This window comes from Bacteroides sp. AF39-11AC (assembly GCF_003474285.1).
In the GTDB taxonomy this organism is placed as follows: domain Bacteria; phylum Bacteroidota; class Bacteroidia; order Bacteroidales; family Bacteroidaceae; genus Bacteroides.
In genome coordinates this window covers 345,450-368,360 of record NZ_QROH01000008.1, presented here as the reverse complement: position 1 = coordinate 368,360, position 22,911 = coordinate 345,450, and the positions used below count along the sequence as shown (strand labels likewise).

Sequence of the window (22,911 nt, the reverse complement as noted above, 5' to 3'; positions counted from 1 at the left end):
TTAATAATCTATTTTCAGTTTAAAGTCGGCTTAGTCAAATAAACTCTTGAACTTCTTGAAAATCTTTTCTTTAATTGAAGTATTCGGTTTAAAGTTGTCTGAGCCTTCCATTTCTTCGAGTGCTTTTTTCTCGTCTTTGTTAAGAGCTTCCGGTACATATACGCTAACATTTACTAATAAATCTCCCGTACCGTATCCGTTCACACTTGGCAGTCCCTTTCCGCGAAGCCGGAGTACTTTACCCGGTTGGGTGCCCGACTCAATCTTCACTTTCACCTTGCCGTCGATGGTGGGTATTTCTACCGCGCCACCTAAAGCAGCTGTCGGGAAGCTGAGAAGCAGGTTGTAAATCAAGTCGTTTTCGTCGCGGATTAGTTCTTTATCCTGCTCTTCCTCTACAAGAATCAATAAGTCACCCGGAACACCATTGTGTTTACCGGCATTTCCTTTGCCGCTCATAGAGAGCTGCATACCCTCCATTACACCTTTAGGTATATTCACGCTTACTACTTCTTCACCGTAAACAATACCTTCTCCGGCACACACTTTGCATTTATTCTTGATTATTTTTCCTTCGCCACCACAAGTAGGGCAGGTAGTACGAGTCTGCATCGTACCGAGGATTGTCTGCTGGTTGCGAATCACCGAACCGCTACCTTTACAGGTCGGGCAAGTTTCCGAACCGCCGTCACCTTCAGCACCCGAACCATGACAATGGTCACAAGGAACGTACTTTTTCAGTTTGAATTTCTTTTCTACACCGGTAGAGATTTCTTTCAGGTTCAGTTTGACCTTTACGCGCAAGTCCGAACCGCGAAAACGCGCACGTTGCGAACTTCCGCCTCCGAATCCTCCCCCGAAACCGCTGAAACCTCCTCCGAAGCCACCACTATGTCCACCGAAGATATCTCCGAACATAGAGAAGATATCATCCATAGACATACCGCCACTGAAGCCACCGAACGGACCACCGTTTCCGGCAGCACCACTCATTCCTGCATGACCGAATTGATCATAACGGGCACGCTTGTCCGCATTGCTTAGTACGTCGTATGCTTCTGCCGCTTCTTTGAATTTTTCTTCCGCCACTTTGTCACCCGGATTCTTGTCAGGGTGATATTGAATGGCTTTTTTGCGGTAGGCTTTCTTTATTTCCTCTACCGTTGCTGTCTTTTCGACTTCCAGTACTTCGTAGTAATCTCTTTTTTCCATATATATTATGTTATTCTCCTACCACCACTTTGGCATGGCGGATTACTTTGTCGTTTAGCATGTATCCGGTCTGTACACAGTCTAGAATCTTGCCCTTCAAAGCTTTATCCGGTGCGGGAATGACGGCCACTGCTTCGTGGAAATCAGTGTCAAGAGGCTTTTCCTTAGTCTCGATCACTTTTACGCCGTCCTGTGCCAATACAGACATGAACTTGTTATAAATCAATTCCACTCCTTCCTTCACGGCTGCTACGTCTGTGGCAGTTTCCATGTTTTTCAGAGCGCGTTCAAAGTCATCCACGATTGGAAGTATACTGCTGATGGTCTTTTCGCCACCGTTCAGGATCAGCTCCGCTTTTTCTTTCATCGTGCGTTTACGGTAGTTGTCAAACTCGGCAGAAAGGCGCAGATACTTATCCTTCTGGTCTTCTATCACTTTGTTTGCTTCTTCCAGCTCTTTGGCAAGCTTTTCCTCTTCTGTCAGGGCAGCTTCATCCTGTACATCTTCCGTTTGGGATTCTTCATTTTCCGCAGCTTCCTTCTGGGCAGCTTCGGACATTAACTCTTCTTCGTTGATGTTTTCTTTTTCTTTCGGGTCCATATTTCTATTCTTATTATTCTTGTAAAAAGGATTTGTTTTCATTACTGTCAAGGGTTTAAGTTAGTATATCACTGTACCAACAAAAACTTTGCCAAATAGGCAGCATTTGTCTAAAACGCCGCAAAGGTAATACTTTTATGTCAGATTGACAGCGCATTTCTACGAGTATTCATAGAAAAATGTCTATCTTTGCACCCGCAAAATACAGAGTAATAGGTATTAGGTAGTAAATTGTAAATCGCTAAAATAAGAAAATAGATCAATGATTACAGTCTCGAACGTTTCCGTACAGTTTGGAAAAAGGGTGTTGTTTAATGATGTAAACCTGAAGTTTACAAGTGGTAACTGCTATGGTATTATCGGTGCTAATGGTGCCGGAAAATCTACTTTCCTGCGTGCCATATCCGGTGACTTGGACCCTACGACCGGTTCTATTATGTTAGGTCCGGGCGAACGCCTCTCCGTTTTAAGTCAGGACCACTTCAAGTGGGATGCGCTTACGGTAATGGATACCGTAATGATGGGGCATACCGTTTTGTGGGATATCATGAAGCAGCGTGAAGTACTTTATGCCAAAGAAGATTTCACGGATGAAGATGGCTTGAAAGTTTCTGAGTTGGAAGAGAAATTTGCGGAACTGGATGGTTGGAATGCAGAAAGTGATGCTGCCGCTTTGTTGAGTGGCCTGGGCATTAAGGAAGATAAGCATTATTTGTTGATGGGTGATTTGAGTGGTAAGGAGAAGGTACGTGTCATGCTGGCACAGGCACTTTTCGGTAATCCGGATAACTTGTTGCTGGATGAGCCTACCAATGACCTTGATATGGAAACAGTGATGTGGCTGGAAGATTATCTGGCTAACTTTGAACATACAGTGTTGGTTGTAAGTCACGACCGTCACTTCCTCGATTCTGTTTGTACGCATACGGTCGATATCGATTATGGTAAGATCAATCTCTTTGCCGGTAACTATAGTTTCTGGTATGAGTCAAGTCAGTTGGCTTTGCGTCAGCAACAGAACCAGAAGGCAAAGGCAGAGGAGAAGAAGAAAGAACTGGAAGAGTTTATCCGCCGCTTTAGTGCCAATGTGGCAAAGAGCAAGCAGACTACCAGCCGTAAGAAGATGTTGGAGAAACTGAATGTAGAAGAAATCAAACCTTCTTCACGTAAATATCCGGGCATTATCTTTACTCCCGAGCGTGAACCGGGTAATCAGATACTGGAGGTTTCCGGGCTGACCAAGACACTGGATGACGGTACAATACTTTTCCGCGATGTTAATTTCAACGTTGAGAAGGGAGATAAGATTGTATTCCTTTCCCGTGATCCCCGTGCCATGACCTCATTCTTCGAAATTATCAATGAAGAAGCGAAACCGGATGCCGGAACTTTCAACTGGGGTGTCACTATTACTACTGCATACCTGCCATTGGATAATACTAAATATTTCAATACGGATCTGAACCTGGTGGACTGGTTGGGCCAGTTTGGCGAGGGTAATGAAGTGTATATGAAGAGCTTCCTGGGTCGTATGTTGTTCTCCGGTGAAGAGGTACTGAAAAAAGCAAGTGTATTATCGGGAGGTGAAAAGATGCGTTGTATGATTGCCCGTATGCAGTTGCGTAATGCCAACTGTCTGATTCTGGATACTCCTACCAACCACCTTGACTTGGAATCTATCCAGGCATTTAATAATAACCTGAAAACTTATAGAGGTAATATCTTGTTCTCCTCACATGACCATGAGTTTATACAAACGGTTGCCAACCGTATTATCGAACTGACTCCGAATGGCATCATTGATAAGATGATGGAATATGATGAATATATCACTTCGGATCATATCAAGGAATTAAGAGCTAAGATGTACGCACAGTAAATATCTGCTCTTTGAATAAAAAATATCGCCTTGCAATATTCAGTTATTGTAAGGCGATATTTTTTAAGTGATGAGTCGTTCTTATAAAGATTGAGGAAAAAAGCCTAAAAGGTTGTTATATATGTAAACTTTGTCTATATTTGCACCATGAGAAAAGAAAGAGAAATATTATACTATGAGAATTACTTCATAGATTTCTTTGAGTCATTAGATGATGGTGCAAGGAAAAAAGTCTCTTATGTGCTCGATATGCTTAAAACACAAGAACGACTTAATAAAAACTTTGTGAAGTTAATTCGTGAAGGTGTTTACGAGTTGAGAGCAAGCCATAATGGAAATATTTATCGGGCTTTCTTCATTTTTGATGATGGCAATATTGTTATGTTGTTCAATGGATTTCTGAAAAAGACACAGAAAACGCCTGATAACGAAATTGAAAAAGCATTAAAACTTAAAAATGAATATTATGCAAGCAAAACCTAAGATTGGAAGTATGGATGCCGTATTAGATAAATTATATGGCAAAGTGGGCTCACCTGAAAGAGAAGAGTTTCGCAAAGAAGCATATTCTTACTGTGTAGGGCAAATAATTAGTGATGCACGGAAGCAAGAAAAAATGACACAATCCGAACTGGCTGAAAAAGTAGGAACTAATAAGACCTATATATCAAGAATAGAAAAAGGAGTTATAGAGCCGGGGGTTGGTTTGTTTTTTCGTATTATTGATGCACTGGGACTTAAAATAGAAATCGTAAAACCTATCATGTAAGTTTGCAGAGCCTTTAAAGCTACGACCTGCTTTCATGCTGAACACCGTGACTCTGCCCCAACTTGGGGCAGATTGTATAATAGTCCTATCATATCTTTTCCCCATTCACTTTCACCATGCTTATTTATAAATCAATTTGTTCTTTCCGTCCTCTCCAAACAGATTATCTCCCAAGGTCGTAATCTTGTTCCCTGTAGCTACTACATAACGCAGGTTATCACATCCCATAAATGCGCCGTATTCAATAGCCGTCACTCCGGCAGGTAATTCCAATGTACCGCATAAACGTCCGCAGCCACTGAAAGCACGTTGCCCGATACTTTTCAAACCTTTGGGAAGCTGAATACGCAGTAAGTATTTCTTCTGTGTGAATGTATATTCGGGAATAGCTGTGGCGCTACATTTACTAAGATCTGCAGCAACGAGATTAGGCATATAATCCCGGATCAGGATAAAATCCGCTTCATCCAGTTTACCTTCTACAGTCAGGAAGTTTACATCCTTAGGTTGCAAACCGGCTTCTACCAATTCACTGGCAAGGCTTCCCATTAATCCTATCTGTACAGATACTTCTACAGGCTCACCTTCTATCACGGCAAAGGTATCCCAATGTTTCTTGCCACGGTAAGAGTCGCTGCTACCCAGAGGCACAAAAATGGCCGTAATACTATCTGCCAAGGCTTCAGACATCAGATTGGGAGCGGTCTTTTTTCGTAGTTGGCATACTTGCAGATTTGTACATCCCTTGAATGCAGCATCTTCTATATTCTTGATTTTCTCTGAGAGAATAATTTTCCGGAGCGTTGATTTTCCGGTAAAGGTACTGTCATTGGTCTGCTGGCAGAATGCATAAGCAGGTACACAATTAGGTGGATATATATAGAAGCGATCAGGAAAAGTACCGCTTTTCCCGGCATAAGTACTGATTGACGCATTGGAGATATCCAGTACCTGCAAATTTTTGAATTCATCCCGCAGGTGTTTGAAATCAATAGCGTTCAGTTTCCCGGTCAATGTAAGATGAGTGACGTTATTGGCTTCATCTTCTGTGAGCATGGATACTAAAGTACCGGGCTTGGCAACGAAAAATGTTTTGTTATTGGCTGGGTTCCCTGTATTTTGTGCAACTGCTACATAAGTACATGCAGCCAGCATTATAGTGGCGAATATTCGTTTTATCTTCATGGCTGTTACATATATGTTTAGACAAATATACGGTTTTTACAGTAAATAGCTTTCTATTTTTAATTTTATAGGTATTTTTGCCAGGGTATTAACATAAAGAAACGAAGGATATGGAATCAATGAATGAAGATGCAAATACTGTAAAGGAACCGTCAAAACTTGTCACTTATCTGGTTGTTTCGATCAAGATTACCGTTTATATATTTTTGATGCTGGGATTTACCGGAATATTGGCAGCTGTTTGCATAAAAACGCTCTCTTTTTTTAAGATAAGTGGAATCTTGGAAGAAGTTGTGATGCAGAGTGCTTTTCTGGCTGGGAGTTTTTTGGCGGCTTGGTTTTTGCTGAAGAATTGGGATCACCTTCCGATTGCAAATTTGGGATTATCCCTGAAAGGGCGTGCAAAAGATATCTTTTGGGGTACATTCGTTGCTCTGGCAATCTATGCTGTCGGATTTGGAATATTATATGCGATAGGAGAGGTTGAAATTGCTGCTGTGCACTTTAGCGCGTACGATTTACTGCTGTCCTGGATATTAATGTTGCTGGTTGCTCTTACAGAAGAGATTGCTTTTCGTGGTTTTGTCCTGGGGCATTTGCTGACCGCAGGTGTCAATCGCTTTGTGGCATTGTTTCTTTCTTCTGCATTATTTTCCCTGATGCATATTTTTAATCCCAACTTTTCTCTGATTGCTTTTCTGAATATATTGTTGGCGGGAATTTTAATTGGTTCTACCTATATATATACGCGTAATTTATGGTTTGCTATCGCTCTTCATCTTTTCTGGAATTGGCTGCAAGGTCCGATTCTCGGTTTCGAAGTAAGTGGAGGAAGATTGGGTGGTACTTTATTGTCTTTGGAATTACCGGAAGAGAATATCATCAACGGCGGTACATTCGGTTTCGAGGGTTCCATTCTGTGCACCGCGTTGATGATTATTGCTATTGTGATTACTCTGAAATTAACTTCAAAGCGATTCGTTTGCGATCCATGTCCACACTCAATACCCGAACCCGGACATGCTGGTGAATAGATACAATTTCATTCGGATCGGAAACAAAACGGTCGGCAAGTTGTGAAAGATGAATCAGGCCGTTTTCTTTAATGCCTATATCCACGAAAGCACCGAAGTTGGTTATATTACCTACAATGCCGGGAAGTTCCATACCTTCATGCAGGTCATTGATGGTACGTACGTTTTTATCAAATTCGAAAATTTGGATCGGTCCTCGCGGGTCACGTCCCGGTTTTTCCAATTCCTGCAGGATATCCTTTAAGGTAGGCATGCCCACGGTAGGAGTGAGGTACTTTTCCGGTTGGATTTTCAGGCGAAGTTCCTTGCTGGTAATAAGCTCTGCTACGCTGCATCCCAAGTCTTTGGCCATTTGTTCTACTATACAATAGCTCTCCGGGTGGACGGCTGTGTTATCCAAAGGATTTTTGGCTTGCGGGATACGAAGGAAACCGGCGCATTGCTCAAAAGCTTTGGCTCCCATGCGCGGCACTTTCATCAGTTGTTTACGCGAAGTGAATGCACCATTTTCAGCACGGTAATTTACTATGTTCTGTGCCAGTTGAGGGCCTAAACCCGAAATATAAGTCAACAGGTGGCTGCTTGCCGTATTTAGGTTTACTCCCACCAGGTTTACACAACTTTCTACGGTCAGGTCCAGTGATTTCTTTAATTTCGTCTGGTCTACATCATGCTGGTATTGACCTACACCGATGGATTTCGGATCGATTTTAACCAACTCAGCCAACGGGTCCATCAGTCGGCGGGCGATGGATACAGCTCCGCGCACTGTGACGTCGTATTCCGGAAATTCATCACGGGCAATCTTGGATGCAGAGTAAATGGAAGCCCCTTGCTCGCTTACAACAAATACCTGAATTTCCTGCCTGAAAGTCTGGTGTTTCAGAAACTCTTCTGTTTCACGACTTGCTGTTCCGTTTCCTACCGCTATGGCTTCTATCCGGTAAGCTTCTATCATCTTTTGTATTTTAGACACAGCCTCTGCGGTTTTGTGTACCGGAGCATGCGGGTAGATATTTTCATTGTGCAGTAAATTGCCTTGCGCATCCAGGCATACCACTTTGCAACCTGTACGGAATCCCGGATCGATGCCCATTACCCGCTTTTGTCCCAATGGAGAAGCAAGTAATAATTGGCGCAGGTTCTGAACGAATACCCGGATGGCTTCTTCATCCGCCTGCTCTTTACTTTGTGCGGCAAATTCCGTTTCGATAGAAGATTTCAGCAGACGTTTATAGGCATCCTGTACGGCTTCCGCCACTTGTTCTCCGCAAGCATTGTTGCTACGGACGAAACGGCGTTCCAGACGTTCCACACACTCTTCATCATCAGGGCTTATGCTGACTTTCAGCAGCCCTTCGGCTTCGGCACGGCGAATAGCCAGCAATTGGTGTGAGGTGCATTTTCTCAGTGGCTTACTGAATTCAAAGTAATCCCGGTATTTATCAGCTTCACTCTCTTTTCCTTTCACCACTTTAGCCGTGATGACAGCTTGCCGGGAGAAGGCGAAACGTACAGTATTACGTGCCTGTTCGTCTTCACTGACCTGCTCGGCAATAATATCCCGTGCTCCCTTTAATGCATCTTCCGTATCTTTCACTTCTCCTTTGACGTATGCTTCTGCACGCTTCTCCGGGTTCGGTTCCCGCTGCAACATCAGTAGAGTTGCCAAGGGTTCCAGACCTTTCTGACGGGCTACTTCTGCACGCGTACGGCGTTTGGGTTTGTAGGGTAGGTAAATATCTTCAAGAATGGTACTATCCCAGGTTTCATCAATACGCTTTTGTAGTTCAGGAGTCATTTTCCCCTGTTCGTTGATAGTGCTGACGATGGTTTCTTTTCGTTTAGCCAGTTCATTCAGCTTCTCATATTGGGTTTTGATTGCTTCAATTTGCACTTCATCCAATCCTCCGGTAACTTCTTTACGGTAACGACTGATGAAGGGAATCGTAGCTCCGTCCGCCAATAAATCGAGCGTATGGCCGATTTGTTTCTCAGAAATACTGAGGGCGGCAGAGATCATCCGGTGAAATAACTGTATCATGTTGAATCGTTTTTTGAATAATGAGCGTCAAAGGTACAAAAGAATTATAAAAAACTCAAGTTTCGCAAGCTTTGATAAGGCTTATAAATGAAAATTTATCGAAGCGAATTTTAAGCCTGAAAGGCTTGCATTATATAGCGTAGGGCATCGCCCTACGTAATGTGCATCCCTTTTTCTGAGCCCTGAAAGGGCGATATAAAGGTTGATGCTTAATTGCGCCCTTTCAGGGCTTAAATAGAGATATACATAATCACGTAGGGCGTTGCCCTACGCTATGTAATACCAGGCTTTCAGCCTGTCTTGGTCTCAGCTATTCCCACCGATAAATTATCATTTATAAGCTTTATATAAAGCTTACGAAACTTAAATAAAAACAGGCACTAAATTCCTGGAAAGTCTTTATTTGAAAAAAGGGAGCCTGTTACAGCCCCCTATATTCCCTTTCCGCATTGAAGCACGGACAAGGTTTTATCGGATTCAAATCATGATGCCCCACAATCAGTGCGCGTGGAAAAATACGTTTCAACTCACGCAGAAGGGCCAATAGTGAAGCTTTTTGTTCCAACGTGCGGGTGTCGGACGGTCGGCCTTCGGCATCCAGTCCTCCTTCGTAACAGATGCCGATGGAGTGGCGGTTATGGTTGAGGCAATGCGCACCGGTTTTTTCCGTTGGACGGCCACGATGAATCTCCCCGTCGCGGGTCACGTAGAAATGGTATCCGATGTCGCTGAAGCCACGGTGGCGGATGTGTTCGCGACGACAATCCTCAAGGCTCAGGCGCACGCCCTGAGGCGTGGCCGAGCAATGAATAATGAGGAGGGTAATCGTACGCATGGCTACTTGCAGGCGCCTAAACCTAAAGCTCCCACTATGGCGGTGGCTACGGTGATGATTACTTTGAGGACAATACCCCATACGGATTTTGACTTTTTTTCTTCATTCATGATGAGTAGATAAGTTAATAATTAGAACCTGAAAAATTGAACACTTGGAAATTTTTTAATTAGATTATCCCAACGGGTCATCTTCAATTCCCCCATCGTTTCCTCCGTCGCTTCCGTCGGGCTTATTACCGGACGGTTTGCCTTCTACGGTGTACATGGAAGACTCCTTCATCTGCCCTTCCAGGTTAATCTGTGCATTGCTCAGTTCTCCCGTGGCACGGGCACGGAGTTTCAGCCCCTTCACGTTGTTGGCCAGTGAGAAGTCGGCAGCGGATTGCGCGCCTTTCTTACTGACAATTCCCACGGAGAAAATGGCGAGGTCGTCCATTTTTACATTCTTTCCGTCCAGAATCAGCTCCTTGGTGCAAGAGACCATGTCAGTCAGCACTCCTTTGATGACGCCGGACGAGTAGGGGGTGTTGTGGTTGGACATGTGCTTGGCAAGCTTCTCAATGTCGAAAGTCTCCTCAATTACGGGACGTGCATACCAGAGACCTTTCAGCGGGCTGTTTTCGCCCGTCACTTGATACTTTTTGTAACGAATCATAGTTTGATAAAAAAATTAAGAATTAATAATTAAATATTCACGGTGTTGAACTCAACGATGCAAAGATAATACCGTGTATACAGGCGTTTGTCACTTTTGGATTGTTACGGTCGATTATGGACGGTTTCTGTCTGTTATTTATATGCGTATAGTTGCCAATGTCATGATTTATAGCTATATTTGATGAAATATAACACATGAATGTCAGATATGAATACTTTTGAAATCCGTACCTATGGGCGCACCGAACTTGCCCAGCTTTATTGTCCCAATCTTTGTCCCGAATCCGCTTACCGCAAGTTGAAGCATTGGATTGAACTTTATCCCGGCCTGTGTGATGACTTGGCCGCTGTGGGGACGTCCTCTCACTCCCGCACCTATACGTCCGCCCAGGTGAGCCTGATAGCGGCTGCACTTGGCGAACCTTAAAGTTGAGGTTGAGCGGCGTAAAGTTGAGGTTGGTACACTTGGTACAGAGGTTCACTGTTTCCGTTCGTTTCGCACACACGTGCGTATTTATGGTTAGGGCTTTTGATAAGTTCCGTTTCCATCCACACTCTCCACCAAACCGTGCTTCTGCAAGCGTTTGAGCCAGGTAGAGGCTGTTCCGGGCTTAATGCCCATCTCTTCGGCTTTTTTTATGAATTCGGCCCGTGTAAATTTCTCTTCCATGCATTGCACCAGTGCATCCCGGTCAGCATTGCCCCGGCTGGTGACTTCGGTGGCAGGTAGGAAGGAGAGGATATGGGTGGTGTGTCGGTAGAGGCTTTCGGCCAGCGAAAGCACGGCGTGGAAATCGTCGGGAGTGATGATGAGGTTCCATAAACTGATGATGTGATCCTTCAGATTGTCCGGAGAGGTATTCGGGTCGGGCGATACATTGGGTGAATCGGCTATCTCTCCATGCTCCAATACGCGGAGCATGGCCACCACTTCCATGATGCGGCAGATGTTGATGGCCAGACGCGCCACACTGCTCGACATTTCGTCACCGTTGGTCAGTCCGGAGCGTACGAATAGACTGGAGAATAACCGGTTGAATTCCTCTTTCTGCCCGTCGGTGAGGCGCAGGGTGAAAATTCCGTTCATGACGATGGCCTTCTGTTTTTCTTTCCATTCCATGCCCAGTGCGGTGAATATCTCTTCGAGATTGTTGTCGTTTCGGTCGAACTGGCTCAGCCACTGGTGTATGGCGGGCATATAGTAGAATATTTGCCGGGAAAAGAGCCCGTTTTCGGCACTGGGTATCAGGGACTTCACTTGTGCGGGGGTGCCGGAAAGAAGTACGGCAAGATAGCTCTTTTTCACTTCGCGGTATTCCCGGTCGGTGCGGCGGTTGTAGGAGAGGCTGTCGTGGTCGAAGGCCTTGCGCATGGTGTCGCTCCAGTGGCCATACTCCGATCCTATGGCGGTGGAGATGGTGTCGGCCTCACTTTCGCATATCAGGCCGGTGCCGTCAGAATCCATCAGGTTCTGTAGGATACCCGTTCCGGTGTTGTTGCCGGAGATGAGGAACATCTTGTTGGGCGGGATTACGGGAGCCTCGGCCTTTGCACGTTCTTTGCCAAGTGTCTCGTACTTTGCTTTTTCGCGGCGGTAGGATGCCATACTTTCGGCCACCTGTTTGCGGATTTCATCGTGAAGGGGTTCTACCAGTAGGCGTACCAGCGATAGCACGCCTTTGCCTGATGCGGGCAGTGCTGTGATGAAAGTCTGCAGACAGGGCGAGATCATTTTTCCTCCGTAGGCACATCGCACGTGTCGTCCCATGCTGGCACCCAGTACGGTGACGGTTCCCAGTAGCAGCACGTCGTATTGGGCACGGGAAGTGCCGTAGCTAACGATGCGGTTCAAGGGATAAGGCCAATGGGTGTGTTCGTCGAAAGTGGGCAGGGGAGAGAGTGGACTGCTGTCCAGTAGGTTTTCTTCCTCATGTGCGGATACATCTTCTTCACGTGCGTGCGTGTGTGAGGCGGAAGAGGAGTGTGAATCTTGTGTACCAAGTGTACCAAACCCGTGTGGGATTTCGGATTGGACTTTTACGCCGCAAAGTTCGGCCAGATGGAAGGCGGTGCCTATGTGTACGTCGTTGTGTCCGTTTTTCAGTGCATTGCTGAATAGTTTGTCGGCTGCTCGTGGATCGTACTTTGGTGAGAAACTGCATAAGGTCAGGAAATCTTGGCGGCCCGCTTCACTGCAGTCAGTAGCGATGGCAAATGCCAGTTGTATGTACTCCTGATAAGTGGGAGCGATGTCGGCTCCTGCATTTCTGACGGCTTCGGTCAGGCGGTGCAATGAAGATAATTGTTCCATTGGTTCTGAGTAATTTGAATTATAATTTGCGATATTGATTCGTGATCTTAATCTTCGACGTTTATTTTTTAATTCTCAAAAGTGCCCCTTCGTCATGGCAGAGGAAGCAGGAGCGTACGAGGTCTTTTCCCGATGTATCCACTCCTTTTCCGGGTTGGCGGTAGTTGCTGTCGTACATGCAGTGTACATAGTTCATAGCCCAGCGGATTCCATCTGTGGCGTTTTGTCCCGAGGTATGAGGAATGAAAGCTTTCACGCCCAGTCCACTGGGACTGATGAATGTCAGTGCAGGACACAGATACGGGTCATCAAATAATTCCTGTCTCAGGATTTCGGCTTCTTCGGTTGATTCGAGATGGTCGATGTCCACTACTACCAGTCCGGACGCCTCTTCCAGGCAGTCGCTTCGGCGACGGGTGAAGACTCCGCAGGGAGTCACGTAGGGCAGTGTTTGCTGCTTCAGGAGACGGCTGGTGTTTTCGTCACCCCACAGTGCGGCGTTTCGCACTTCGAGAGTCAGTGCAGTGAGTTTCTCGTTGGAGGTTATCAGTTTATATATTTCTTCCAGATTTATTGTCCGTAGCGGAGTAAGTGTGGCGCTCTTTATAGTTCTTCCGGTTGTTTTGTCCTTTATCGGCGAGATAGGGGGCATGAATAGTGACATTTTGAAAACGTTTTCCATTACATTTTATTTTTTTTAATTCTTTCATTTTTAATTCTTTAGTAAGGGTTTGTGTCGGGCAAAAAAAGAAGATGTCACTTTTGGATAAAGCGGCATCTTCTCATCTGCAGGGCTTAATCTTTGCCAAAGCGGGGGCAAAATTAAGTCTTTTTACAACATGTTGTTCAACACTAATTCATACCTGTTTTTTGTTGTTATTTTCTCTTTCTATTTCTCGGATTTGTGTACTTAGACTCTTTAAGTAAATCAATCAAATCCTGCCTTATTGTGTTGACTGATATTCGTTTACCGTTTTTTTTCTGAAACTTTTCTCTTTTGTGTAAAAAACGTGCAAGCGTTGCCAATCCGTTTTCTGGAGACGCGTTCAGACAATTTATCATGTAGAGCTCTAAAAATGCTTTTTCTATAATGTCCCGACGGTCGATTATTTTTGTAATCGTAGCTCCGGGTTTGGGCCCTCTTTTGGCTTTAATACCTTGTTTTATAGATTGATTACTGTTATTCTTGTTCTTTTTTGCAGTTTTTTTTTGCTGCTGTATTTACTTTATTCTTTTCCATATTTCAGATGTTTTTTAATGTTGGAATTAGTGATGGAAAAATATGTTGTAAGTTGCGAAGGTAAGTGTAAAAAGAAGAATGGGCAAGAATATCGGGATTAATGTGAATTTGAAACTTTTCTCTATGTTGCTTAATAGGTTGGTATATAGGGGGATAGATTCTTGTTTTGTGGGTGTGCAAAAAACGTTCGTTTAATGGCGCAAAGATAAAAGGTATTTTTGGAATGTGCAAGATGTTTAATAAAAATAATCTTACGAGCACTTTTCTATTTCTATAAATACCTAATAAACAAGTTATTATTCTCAAAATAAATATCATTAATATCTATTCAGATTATTATCCTGATAACGACTCCTCTTTCGTAAATATTTACACATATTAAACGAACGATTAAAAAACGATTTTTCTTTCTAATCTATTCGTTTATAGCTTTTTATCTATAAAAAGTTCCACATAACTGTTTCATTGCTTCTTTTTCCGCGACGGTAGGAAGCGCTGGAATAAAATGAATGCAAGTTAGGCTACTTAAAATAATCGCATTACATAACTTGACCGGTAGGTATTTCACTACTCCGGTGTCCCTAAAAAATATCCTGACGCGAAGTAACTTCGCGAAAATTTCATGAACGAAAGTGCTGACTCTCAACTTTCTACTCCTAACTCTCAATTACTCCACTGGTTTGCTGTTCGTGTTTCCTATAGTCGTGAATTGGCTTTGAAAGCTATTTTGGACGAGGAAAACATAGAGAGTTTTATCCCTATGCGTTATGGAATAGTAATGAAAGGTGGTAAGCGTGTACGTAAGTTGGTTCCTGCCATACATAATCTTGTCTTTATTCATTCTACTCGTAAGCGTATAGATGCTTTGAAGGATGAACTCGAGGGAAAAATGCCTATACGTTTCATTATGAATCGTGAATATTGTCGTCCGGTCGTTATTCCTGATGCGCAGATGCGTAACTTTATTCTCGTGGCGGGTAGTTACGACGAAGCAGTTCTTTATATTGAGTCAGCTGAATTGAACCTGGTGAAAGGTCAGAAAGTTCGTATCACAGATGGTGTCTTTAAAGGCGTTATCGGCGAGTTTGTTCGCATCAGGCATGATCGCCGTGTGGTCGTTAATATTGAAGGTGTCATGGCTATTGCTACTACTTTTATACCGCCTTCACTTGTTGAACCGGTGGCTATTGATTGATAATAGTATTGATAGTAGCTATTGGTTGATAATACTATTATCATCTTAAGTCTGTTAAGGGAAATTCTCTTTTTGAAATAAAACAATTTATAATATGGATTCTAATTCTTCATCATTATTTTCTTTAGCCCATCATCTTCTAACTTATGGGCTAGATGGAAGCCCCGTTTATGCGGACCAATTTACATGTTTGAATCGTGATGTCTACGAACGAGCTATTGAACTTTATAATACTCGTGGAACTACGGTCGAGGAGGAGGCTGAACTCTGTCTTGGCTTGTTGGTAGCTTTTGCTGCTACTATCTATGATAATGGTAGTAAGCAGGAATATGTTCAGAATGTGTTGGATCGTAGCTGGGAGGTGCTTCCAAAACTTTCTCCTTCGTTGTTAAAAGTTAGGCTATTGACGTATTGTTATAGTGAGTTTTATGATGAGAGTTTAGCGAAGGAGGCTCATGAAATTATTAATACTTGGAATAAAGCAGAGTTTACTTCGGAACAGTTGGAAATTATTAAAGAATTGCAAAATTTTGAGGAAAATCCGTATCCGTTTGAGGAAGTGAAAGGATAATGATTCTATTGGGAAATAGAATTTGTGATGATATGCTTGGGGAGTATTGTGGATTTGTGAAATACACCAATCATATTTCTGCAATTGTCGTAGATAGTATTTATGTCGGAGTATATAGACTTTCATAATTTTTCTTGTAGTGAGTACTAATACGAGAATTGCCAAGAATACTCTTCTGTTGTACTTTAGAATGTTTCTGTTGATTATAGTACAACTATATACAGTACCTATAGTTTTAAGGACTCTTGGTGCATCTGATTACGGTCTTTATTATGTAGTGGGGGGAATAGTAGCGATGTTCTCCTTTATCGGTGGTTCTCTTTCTTCGGGTTCGCAAAGATTTATAGCCTATGCCTTAGGTAAAAGGGATATTAAGCTACTTAAACGAACATTTGATACAACTGTTAGTATATATATTGTATTTGCTATAATTTCTTTTATTGTATTGGAAATAGGGGGGATATGGTTTTTAAATTACCAAATGAATATTCCGGCAGATAGACTTATAGCAGCTAATTGGTGTTATCAATTTTCGTTATTGGCTTTCGTTATTAATCTGATGGTTATTCCTTATATGGCTACTGTGATAGCGCACGAAAGGATGTCTCTTTTTGCTTATCTTAGTATTTTAGAATGTGTATTAAAATTAGGTGTAGCAATAGCTTTACAATACATCTTAAAGGATAAGTTAATTGTTTATGCGATTTTAATATTTGTAGTTGCGGTATTAGTTCAGGCCGTATATTGGTTGTATTGTAGATTTCAGTTTGCAGAGTGTAAGAATTATAGTTTCTCATGGAGTTCTAAGACAGGAAAAGAGTTGCTGACTTATTCAGGGTGGAATGTTGTGGGGTCTTTGGCAATCATATCGAGGCAGCAAGGCTTGAATGTACTGCTAAATTTGTTTTTTGGAACTATTCTGAATGCTGCTCATTCCATTGCTCAGCAGATATATGGAGTATTAATGCAATTTGTTAATAATCTTTATATGGCTACTCGCCCTCAGATTACAAAGTTTTACGCAGTAGGCGATACAGTAGAAATGTGGAATTTGGTATTTCGCAGTGCTAAGTTGGCTTTTTACTTATTAATGTTAATCAGTATCCCTCTCATTATTGAAATGAATACCATATTAATGTTATGGTTGGGTGATGTCCCTCAATATACTGTGGAAATCTCTATATTAATGATTATATCTATGCTTATAGAGACTCAGGTGAACCAGATTATAGCAGCTTTTCAAGCAGCGAATAAAATTAAGAGATATCAATTATATTCCAGTACTATTTTGCTTTGCAATATACCTATTACCTATTGGCTTTTGAGAATCTTGGGTGATGTTCCACTGGTGCCATACTTTGTCTCCATTTTGCTTTCAGTTTTATATGCAGGATCAATTCTTTGGCAGGCAAAAGTCGAAATTCAATTGGAACTTAATAAATACATAAAGCAAGTAATTATTAAACTTTGTCTTGTGTTTGGAGTAGCTTTTTTGTGCATATATAGCATTTCGACGCTAATGTCACCTTCATTATATAGAGTTTTGTGTACATGTTTACTTTCTATATTTCTAATTCCGTTCATAGTTTGGCTCATTGGCTTAGACAATATTGAGAAGTCATTTTGTATCCGATTACTCCGTGATAAACTTCATTTATAATAAATACTCATTAAAAATATTATTTCAATGAAAGCACCTAAAATTATTGCAGAAATAGGCTGTAATCATAAGGGCGATATGGAAATTGCTAAAGAGATGATTATGACTGCAGCTACTTATTGTAAAGCTGATGTGGTAAAGTTCCAGAAAAGATGTAATAAGGAATTGTTGACTTCTGAAGAATACAATGCCCCACATCCCCATCCAGGAAATTCCTATGGTCCAACTTATGGTGCACATAGAGAATTCTTGGAATTCTCATTAGAGCAACATTCTCAATTGCAAGAGTGGTGCAACGAGTTTGGAATAGAGTATTCTACTTCTGTCTGGGATATTACATCTGCTAAAGAAATATGTACATTACATCCTAGTTTAATAAAGGTTCCTTCTGCTTGTAATCTGAACAAAGGATTATTGGAATACTTGTGTGATAATTTTGGAGGCGAAATACACCTTTCTTTTGGTATGACAACACGCGAGGAAGAGGAACGAATTATTGCTTTTTTTGAAAGAAAGGGGCGTAACAAAGATCTCATCATATATGATTGTACTTCAGGTTATCCAGTTCCATTTGAAGATATTTGTTTACTTGAGTTGTCTCGTTTACGTGAACTATATTCTAATCGCGTGAAAGCTATAGGTTTTTCCGGTCATCATTTAGGCATAGCTGTAGATTCAGCCGCTGTGGCTTTGGGTGCCGAATGGATAGAGCGCCACTATACCTTGGATCGTACCTGGAAAGGAACGGATCATGCTGCTTCTTTGGAACCTGATGGGGTTAGAAAATTGGCTCGTGATTGTCGTGCTGTAGCAAAAGCCCTTATGTATAAAGAAAAAGATGTACTTGATATTGAAGAGGTACAGCGCAATAAACTGAAAAAGAATCAGATTAAATGGTAAATAATGGTAAGGTTGTTGGATTAATGTTCGTAAGCTTATCACTATTTATGATGATAAGTGGCTTTTTTGCAACAACTATAATAAGAAGAGAGAGTTTTTTGCTCCAACTTTCTTTTTCTGCATTGTGGTATTATACATAATACTCGCTAAATTCATGAAAAAGAATCGATATGTAGCTTTTTTCTTGTTTGGAAAGCAGTTTAATTATAATGTCAAATGAAAACTATTGCATTTATACCTGTAAGAGGAGGGAGTAAATCTATTCCTTTTAAAAACATAAAGTCTTTTTGTGGTAAACCATTGGTCTGTTGGAATATTGAAGCTTTGGAAAACTGTCCGTTGGTTGATGAAATTGTCATAGCTACTGATAGCTATGAAATAGAGAATGTGATACTTTCTCAGTCATATAAAAAAACAACTATTTATCGTCGCTCTGCTGAGAATGCTTGCGATACGGCTAGTACAGAAAGTGTTATGTTGGAGTACATAAATTATGCTCATCTTAATGAGACAAATGTTTTTATGCTCGTGCAAGCTACTTCACCTTTGACGGAGTCTAAACATTTCACTGAAGCACTAACTCTTTATTCTCAAAAAGAATACGATTCCTTGCTTACTTGTGTGCGTAACTTCCGCTTTTTCTGGAATGAGGATGGCACCAGTCTGAATTATGACTATTGCAATCGACCTCGTCGTCAGGATTTTGCTGGTATGTTGATGGAGAATGGTGCATTCTATATCAATACGGTAAAAAATATCCTCGAAAATAAGAACCGTTTGAGTGGTCATATAGGTATTTATGAAATGCCTGAGTATACAGCGACGGAGATTGATGAACCTGATGATTGGATTGTATTAGAGAATCTGATGCGAAAACATATCCTTTCAAAAGTTGAGAAACTCTCCAAGAAGATAAAACTGTTTATCAGCGATGTGGACGGAACGCTTACAGATAGTGGTATGTATTATTCTGAATTGGGAGATGAGCTGAAAAAGTTTAATACACGTGATGGCATGGGCTTTCAACTTCTACATGAATCAGGTATTAAGACAGGTATTATTACGAGTGAAAATACTCATATCGTTGCAAATAGGGCTAAAAAACTGAAAATTGATTTTCTGATTCAAGGTAAACGTGATGGAGGAAAATTAGAAGCAGCAAAAGACATTTGCGATAAAGAAGGAATCTTACTCAATGAGGTTGCCTATATTGGTGATGATAGAAACTGCTATGAATTGTTAAGTGCAGTAGGTATTAGGGCTTGTCCGGCAGATGCTTGTGAGATGGTGAAAGGAATAGATGGCATCTATCAGATGAAAAAGAAAGGTGGGGAAGGTTGTGTGAGAGAGTTTATTGAACTCCTGATATAGTAAGTATTTGTAGATGGTTCTAATATCTGATAGGGCGCATGTGGTAGCTGTCTGTTTGCAGACATGTATACTTTTGTTAGTCGGAGTATGCTATTACAATTTAGATGTATATACCTTTGAGGCGAAAACAATTCTTGAAGTGATATTTCTATTAGTAGTAGTAGAATCAATATGTATGCATACTTACTTTCATGGCACATGGAAAAATTTCGATAATCTATTTATCGGATTCTTTGTGTTCTTTTTAGGTAATAGATTATTATTTGATTTATTTACAGATGAATGGGATGTATGCTATTTTGGTTTTTTTCTATCCAGATCTGTTTCTGTAAATATCCTTAATGAGGCTATTCTAAACCTAATAATAGCTTTACTCAGTTATAACCTTGGCTCTCTGTTGTGGCGACAACGTAAAAAAAATAGAAAGAGGACTGATTATCCTATAAATTGCTTAACAAAGACTGATACTTTGTCCGATCGAGTAGTTTATACAATGCTTGTTATCGGATTTATTGCTAAGGCATATTTTTCTTATCAGATATTCTTTGCAATGTTGTCTGATGGTTATTATGCTTTGTTTAAAGAAGGGTATGATATTAATCGTAATCTGTTGATGATGTTTTTGGAAACATTTTATGAGATATCATTATTTATCATCATAAGTAGAGAAAGGAAGATGAGAGCTTGGGATAAATTAGCTCTTCTTTTTTATATAATTATGTCATTAGCTACTGGGCAGCGTGGATTAGCCATGCTTTCTATTGTCTTTATATTGTTTTATTTGTACCGTTTGGGGAAAATAAAGTTACCAATGAAAGTACTTGTAAGTATGGTGTTTGTTTTGTTCTTCATTTCAATGCTGATGAGTAATATACGAGGAGGTACAGATTCAAATATTGGAGATATATTCAGATCTTTTTTTGACTTTTTTTATACTCAAGCGGTTTCTCTTACAGTTATTGTAACTACAATTGACTATGATTCTCAAATTGATTATTCTTTTGGGGATTTATTTGGACATATTCGTTATCTGATTGAATATTATTGGAATAAAATCACTCTCCAAGATCCGGTTCCAATTGATGCGCTTACAATGCAAGCCTATGAATTTAAATGGTATGGACAATACATATCGAGTATTGCCAATAAGAGTATGTTTTATGAAGGTATGGGGTTAGGTAGTTCGTATGTAGCTCAACTGTATGCCGTGGGAAAGGAATTCGCTCAAGTGACAGGTGGCATTTTCGTAGGATATATAGCTTGCTTTTTAAATGATAATCTCCGCTCTTCAAATTTTTTACGACGTTTTTGGGCCTTTCATGCTCTGACTATATTTACATTTATACCTCGGGCTAATCTATTTGAATTCATTTCAATGCAGTGGGCTCCCTATGTGGTTTCTCTTTTCATTTATTTCTATATTGTATTTAGGAATTACAAGAAAACTTCACTAATAAGTAGCATTTCTCATGTATAAATTATCTGTTATTATTCCCGTTTATAACGTGGAAAGGTATATTGAACGTTGTGCTGTTTCACTTTTTGAACAGACTTTGCAAAATGTGGAATTTATTTTTATTAATGATAAAACTCCTGATTGCAGTATGGAGATTTTGAAGAATATTTGCAAAAGATATTCGTTTTTAAAAAGTAATATAAAATTATTGGAACACGAGCGAAATTTCGGATTGGCTACTACAAGGATTACAGGTATAAAAGCTGCACAGGGTACATATATTGCTTTTTGCGATTCCGATGACTGGGTAGAAGCTAATATGTACGAGAAAATGTATGATAGGGCAGTCGAAACTGATAGTGATGTAACTTATTGCAATTATTATGTGGAGTATAAATCAAAAACAGTGCAATCTAGCTTAAGGGCAGAAACAACAAAAGAAGGGTATCTATTGTCTTTGTTAAATGGAATCCTTCCCAACTTTTCTTGCATAAGGATTTATAAACGCAACTTACTTTTGAATAATCTTACGGAATTATATAAGCCGGATATAAATATGTGGGAAGATGTGCTGATGAATATGACGTTGGCTCTTCATTACGTTCAGACGGTATCTTTTACTCCTTTTGTTGGCTATCACTATAACCAATGTAATGAGAATGCTTATACGCAAGTGCGGAGTGATAAGTCTTTAAGTAATATGGTGGAAGTAACGAATCTAATTACTTCAAGAAGTGCTGAAATAAAAAATATCATTTTTCCTCTCATCACTTTCCGTTTGAATGCCCGATACTCTATAACATCACATTCTTCTCTAGAACGACTTAAGAATTTTAATTGGCCCTATCCTGATGATGATGCCTTTATTTGGAAAATCCCCTATATGCCATTAACTAATAGGTTGTTTCTTTTTTTTCTTCATTATCGTATGTACAAAGTTGCTTATGATTTTCTGAAATCTATTCGTAGTATTAAGAATTTTATTTTACCCAAATGAAAAAAAATATTGAGATTACCCATGTTTGCCTTGCAGAGACTGTATATTCATTAATGATATATATGCTTTTGGTAAAAGAAGAAGATCTAAAAAAAACATTCTTTTTTGTGTCTGAATCTCTTCCTTATTCCATAATAAAAAAAATGTCTTATTCCCATTGTTTTCACATACCTCAAAAGCGCTATATGAAATGGCTCTTTAGGATACAGTTGTATTGGACATCAATGTTCCGTTGGCCATTTATTAAGCATTGTAGAATTTATGGTAGTGATAACTATTTGTTTAGTTCAGGTGTAGTGAGAGAAAATAAAATGACCCTAATAGAAGATGGAGCCAGTAATTATTCTCTATTACCCTCTGATAGGAGAGTTTTCTTTTTGAAAAAGTTCCTTATGGGGAACATTGCTGCTTATGGATGTGGTGGTGTTTCTCCTAATGTTTACAAAATCTGTTTGACTGGTTTGATGCCAATACCTACTGCTATAAAAGACAAAGTGGAGATTATTTCCATAGAAAACAAATGGAATAGTTTGACAGATTCTTATAAGAAACTTATTCAGTATGTATTTGATTTTTCAATATCTGATTTAGATGATATTAAATCAAAAAAAACTGTATTATTTACTCAACCAATGTGGGAAGATGGTCTTATAGAAAAAGAAGAGGAAATTTCCTTGTACAATCAATTGCTGTCTGATTGTGATATGGAAAACTTGGTAATTAAAGTACATCCTCGCGACACCATGGATTATTCGTCTTTATTTCCTAAAGCTTATATCTTCACTAAGAAAATTCCGATGGAATTATTATCATTGTTTGGTGTGAGATTTACAGATGTTTATACCGTATTTTCTACAGCAGCTCTTGTTCTTCCATATAAAGCCAATATTCACTTCATGGGAACTACAGTACATCCTAATCTTTTAAAGATGAGAGGAAAAATAGAATATTTAGAACGGTAATTCTCTATAAAAGGCATATAATTAAATAAA

At 40.5% G+C, this 22,911-nt stretch carries 22 protein-coding genes; 13 read left to right on the top strand and 9 right to left on the bottom strand.

The annotated features are described in order from the left end of the window. Positions 1-30: 30 nt before the first annotated feature. Together dnaJ and DW036_RS19070 are read right to left on the bottom strand one after the other, a co-directional pair. Positions 31-1,212, bottom strand: coding sequence for a molecular chaperone DnaJ (dnaJ, locus tag DW036_RS19075; RefSeq protein WP_007663659.1), 1,182 nt, complete (start codon positions 1,210-1,212; stop codon positions 31-33). Between the two features lie 10 nt (positions 1,213-1,222). Next, positions 1,223-1,855, bottom strand: a complete 633-nt coding sequence (locus DW036_RS19070; protein ID WP_118465784.1) for a nucleotide exchange factor GrpE — start codon at positions 1,853-1,855, stop codon at positions 1,223-1,225. Between the two features lie 220 nt (positions 1,856-2,075). Between DW036_RS19070 and DW036_RS19065 the strand changes: the two genes are divergently transcribed. The 3 genes from DW036_RS19065 (at position 2,076) to DW036_RS19055 (ending at position 4,461) form a co-directional block, all read left to right on the top strand. Then, the gene (locus tag DW036_RS19065) at positions 2,076-3,692 is read left to right on the top strand and encodes an ABC-F family ATP-binding cassette domain-containing protein (RefSeq protein WP_118465783.1); all 1,617 of its coding nucleotides are present in this window, start codon (positions 2,076-2,078) and stop codon (positions 3,690-3,692) included. Between the two features lie 147 nt (positions 3,693-3,839). After that, positions 3,840-4,175, top strand: coding sequence for a type II toxin-antitoxin system RelE/ParE family toxin (locus DW036_RS19060; protein WP_118465782.1), 336 nt, complete (start codon positions 3,840-3,842; stop codon positions 4,173-4,175). Next, positions 4,159-4,461, top strand: a complete 303-nt coding sequence (locus tag DW036_RS19055) for a helix-turn-helix domain-containing protein (protein WP_118465807.1) — start codon at positions 4,159-4,161, stop codon at positions 4,459-4,461. The genes DW036_RS19060 and DW036_RS19055 overlap by 17 nt, the downstream gene beginning before the upstream one ends. Positions 4,462-4,581: 120 nt before the next feature. On the opposite strand, the gene DW036_RS19050 is transcribed toward DW036_RS19055, so the two are convergent. Then, a complete protein-coding gene (locus DW036_RS19050; protein ID WP_118465781.1) occupies positions 4,582-5,646 on the bottom strand; it encodes a leucine-rich repeat domain-containing protein in 1,065 nt (354 codons plus the stop codon). Positions 5,647-5,756: 110 nt separating this feature from the next. Between DW036_RS19050 and DW036_RS19045 the strand changes: the two genes are divergently transcribed. Next, positions 5,757-6,680: a CPBP family intramembrane glutamic endopeptidase gene (locus DW036_RS19045; protein WP_233560493.1), complete on the top strand. Its 924-nt coding sequence runs from the start codon at positions 5,757-5,759 to the stop codon at positions 6,678-6,680. Here DW036_RS19045 and DW036_RS19040 read toward each other — a convergent pair. The 4 genes from DW036_RS19040 to DW036_RS19030 all read right to left on the bottom strand — a co-directional run bounded on the left by DW036_RS19040 (position 6,598) and on the right by DW036_RS19030 (position 10,216). Continuing rightward, positions 6,598-8,724, bottom strand: a complete 2,127-nt coding sequence (locus DW036_RS19040) for a Tex family protein (RefSeq protein ID WP_118465780.1) — start codon at positions 8,722-8,724, stop codon at positions 6,598-6,600. The genes DW036_RS19045 and DW036_RS19040 overlap by 83 nt on opposite strands. A gap of 421 nt (positions 8,725-9,145) precedes the next feature. Beyond that, complete coding sequence (locus DW036_RS19035) at positions 9,146-9,559, bottom strand: N-acetylmuramoyl-L-alanine amidase (RefSeq protein ID WP_118465779.1); 414 nt, start codon at positions 9,557-9,559, stop codon at positions 9,146-9,148. Positions 9,560-9,561: 2 nt separating this feature from the next. After that, entirely contained in the window at positions 9,562-9,669 is a 108-nt protein-coding gene (locus tag DW036_RS25585) for a smalltalk protein (RefSeq protein ID WP_158585972.1), read from the bottom strand. A gap of 64 nt (positions 9,670-9,733) precedes the next feature. Continuing rightward, positions 9,734-10,216, bottom strand: a complete 483-nt coding sequence (locus DW036_RS19030) for a DNA-binding protein (protein WP_118465778.1) — start codon at positions 10,214-10,216, stop codon at positions 9,734-9,736. A 210-nt stretch (positions 10,217-10,426) separates the two neighbouring features. Between DW036_RS19030 and DW036_RS19025 the strand changes: the two genes are divergently transcribed. After that, positions 10,427-10,645, top strand: coding sequence for a DUF4248 domain-containing protein (locus DW036_RS19025; RefSeq protein WP_044155233.1), 219 nt, complete (start codon positions 10,427-10,429; stop codon positions 10,643-10,645). A 93-nt stretch (positions 10,646-10,738) separates the two neighbouring features. Here DW036_RS19025 and DW036_RS19020 read toward each other — a convergent pair whose 3' ends face one another. Both DW036_RS19020 and DW036_RS19015 read right to left on the bottom strand, forming a co-directional pair. After that, complete coding sequence (locus DW036_RS19020) at positions 10,739-12,529, bottom strand: DUF3987 domain-containing protein (RefSeq protein WP_118465777.1); 1,791 nt, start codon at positions 12,527-12,529, stop codon at positions 10,739-10,741. A gap of 61 nt (positions 12,530-12,590) precedes the next feature. Continuing rightward, positions 12,591-13,211, bottom strand: coding sequence for a BT4734/BF3469 family protein (locus DW036_RS19015; protein WP_118465776.1), 621 nt, complete (start codon positions 13,209-13,211; stop codon positions 12,591-12,593). Between the two features lie 1,180 nt (positions 13,212-14,391). On the opposite strand from DW036_RS19015, the gene DW036_RS19005 reads away from it, so the two are divergent. The 8 genes from DW036_RS19005 to DW036_RS18970 all read left to right on the top strand — a co-directional run bounded on the left by DW036_RS19005 (position 14,392) and on the right by DW036_RS18970 (position 22,881). Continuing rightward, a complete protein-coding gene (locus DW036_RS19005; RefSeq protein WP_118465775.1) occupies positions 14,392-14,964 on the top strand; it encodes a UpxY family transcription antiterminator in 573 nt (190 codons plus the stop codon). A gap of 94 nt (positions 14,965-15,058) precedes the next feature. Further along, positions 15,059-15,535 (top strand): UpxZ family transcription anti-terminator antagonist, encoded by a 477-nt coding sequence (locus tag DW036_RS19000; protein ID WP_118465774.1) that lies wholly within the window; start codon positions 15,059-15,061, stop codon positions 15,533-15,535. Between the two features lie 139 nt (positions 15,536-15,674). Beyond that, positions 15,675-17,195 carry a lipopolysaccharide biosynthesis protein gene (locus tag DW036_RS18995; protein ID WP_255421319.1) on the top strand — a complete coding sequence of 507 codons (1,521 nt, stop codon included), beginning with the start codon at positions 15,675-15,677 and terminating at the stop codon, positions 17,193-17,195. Between the two features lie 27 nt (positions 17,196-17,222). Next, the gene (locus tag DW036_RS18990; protein ID WP_118465772.1) at positions 17,223-18,095 is read left to right on the top strand and encodes an N-acetylneuraminate synthase family protein; all 873 of its coding nucleotides are present in this window, start codon (positions 17,223-17,225) and stop codon (positions 18,093-18,095) included. A 216-nt stretch (positions 18,096-18,311) separates the two neighbouring features. After that, entirely contained in the window at positions 18,312-19,466 is a 1,155-nt protein-coding gene (locus tag DW036_RS18985) for an N-acylneuraminate cytidylyltransferase (RefSeq protein ID WP_118465771.1), read from the top strand. A 13-nt stretch (positions 19,467-19,479) separates the two neighbouring features. After that, positions 19,480-20,943, top strand: coding sequence for an O-antigen polysaccharide polymerase Wzy (wzy, locus tag DW036_RS18980; RefSeq protein WP_118465770.1), 1,464 nt, complete (start codon positions 19,480-19,482; stop codon positions 20,941-20,943). Next, positions 20,936-21,919: a glycosyltransferase family 2 protein gene (locus DW036_RS18975; protein ID WP_118465769.1), complete on the top strand. Its 984-nt coding sequence runs from the start codon at positions 20,936-20,938 to the stop codon at positions 21,917-21,919. The genes wzy and DW036_RS18975 overlap by 8 nt, the downstream gene beginning before the upstream one ends. Continuing rightward, on the top strand, positions 21,916-22,881 hold the full coding sequence (locus tag DW036_RS18970; protein ID WP_118465768.1) for a glycosyltransferase family 52: 966 nt from the start codon (positions 21,916-21,918) through the stop codon (positions 22,879-22,881). Before DW036_RS18975 ends, DW036_RS18970 begins: the two co-directional genes overlap by 4 nt. Positions 22,882-22,911 lie beyond the last annotated feature (30 nt).

What these genes read in the sequence shown, in the direction of transcription:
- DW036_RS25585 (WP_158585972.1), bottom strand. Translation starts at nt 9,669, where the DNA reads ATGAATGAAGAAAAAAAGTCAAAATCCGTATGGGGTATTGTCCTCAAA.
- DW036_RS18970 (WP_118465768.1), top strand. Translation starts at nt 21,916, where the DNA reads ATGAAAAAAAATATTGAGATTACCCATGTTTGCCTTGCAGAGACTGTA.
- DW036_RS19070 (WP_118465784.1), bottom strand. Translation starts at nt 1,855, where the DNA reads ATGAAAACAAATCCTTTTTACAAGAATAATAAGAATAGAAATATGGAC.
- DW036_RS18975 (WP_118465769.1), top strand. Translation starts at nt 20,936, where the DNA reads ATGTATAAATTATCTGTTATTATTCCCGTTTATAACGTGGAAAGGTAT.
- DW036_RS19065 (WP_118465783.1), top strand. Translation starts at nt 2,076, where the DNA reads ATGATTACAGTCTCGAACGTTTCCGTACAGTTTGGAAAAAGGGTGTTG.
- DW036_RS19000 (WP_118465774.1), top strand. Translation starts at nt 15,059, where the DNA reads ATGGATTCTAATTCTTCATCATTATTTTCTTTAGCCCATCATCTTCTA.
- DW036_RS19035 (WP_118465779.1), bottom strand. Translation starts at nt 9,559, where the DNA reads ATGCGTACGATTACCCTCCTCATTATTCATTGCTCGGCCACGCCTCAG.
- DW036_RS19025 (WP_044155233.1), top strand. Translation starts at nt 10,427, where the DNA reads ATGAATACTTTTGAAATCCGTACCTATGGGCGCACCGAACTTGCCCAG.
- DW036_RS19060 (WP_118465782.1), top strand. Translation starts at nt 3,840, where the DNA reads ATGAGAAAAGAAAGAGAAATATTATACTATGAGAATTACTTCATAGAT.
- DW036_RS19015 (WP_118465776.1), bottom strand. Translation starts at nt 13,211, where the DNA reads ATGGAAAACGTTTTCAAAATGTCACTATTCATGCCCCCTATCTCGCCG.
- DW036_RS19020 (WP_118465777.1), bottom strand. Translation starts at nt 12,529, where the DNA reads ATGGAACAATTATCTTCATTGCACCGCCTGACCGAAGCCGTCAGAAAT.
- DW036_RS19005 (WP_118465775.1), top strand. Translation starts at nt 14,392, where the DNA reads ATGAACGAAAGTGCTGACTCTCAACTTTCTACTCCTAACTCTCAATTA.
- DW036_RS19045 (WP_233560493.1), top strand. Translation starts at nt 5,757, where the DNA reads ATGGAATCAATGAATGAAGATGCAAATACTGTAAAGGAACCGTCAAAA.
- dnaJ (WP_007663659.1), bottom strand. Translation starts at nt 1,212, where the DNA reads ATGGAAAAAAGAGATTACTACGAAGTACTGGAAGTCGAAAAGACAGCA.
- DW036_RS19040 (WP_118465780.1), bottom strand. Translation starts at nt 8,724, where the DNA reads ATGATACAGTTATTTCACCGGATGATCTCTGCCGCCCTCAGTATTTCT.
- wzy (WP_118465770.1), top strand. Translation starts at nt 19,480, where the DNA reads ATGGTTCTAATATCTGATAGGGCGCATGTGGTAGCTGTCTGTTTGCAG.
- DW036_RS19030 (WP_118465778.1), bottom strand. Translation starts at nt 10,216, where the DNA reads ATGATTCGTTACAAAAAGTATCAAGTGACGGGCGAAAACAGCCCGCTG.
- DW036_RS19055 (WP_118465807.1), top strand. Translation starts at nt 4,159, where the DNA reads ATGCAAGCAAAACCTAAGATTGGAAGTATGGATGCCGTATTAGATAAA.
- DW036_RS19050 (WP_118465781.1), bottom strand. Translation starts at nt 5,646, where the DNA reads ATGAAGATAAAACGAATATTCGCCACTATAATGCTGGCTGCATGTACT.
- DW036_RS18985 (WP_118465771.1), top strand. Translation starts at nt 18,312, where the DNA reads ATGAAAACTATTGCATTTATACCTGTAAGAGGAGGGAGTAAATCTATT.
- DW036_RS18990 (WP_118465772.1), top strand. Translation starts at nt 17,223, where the DNA reads ATGAAAGCACCTAAAATTATTGCAGAAATAGGCTGTAATCATAAGGGC.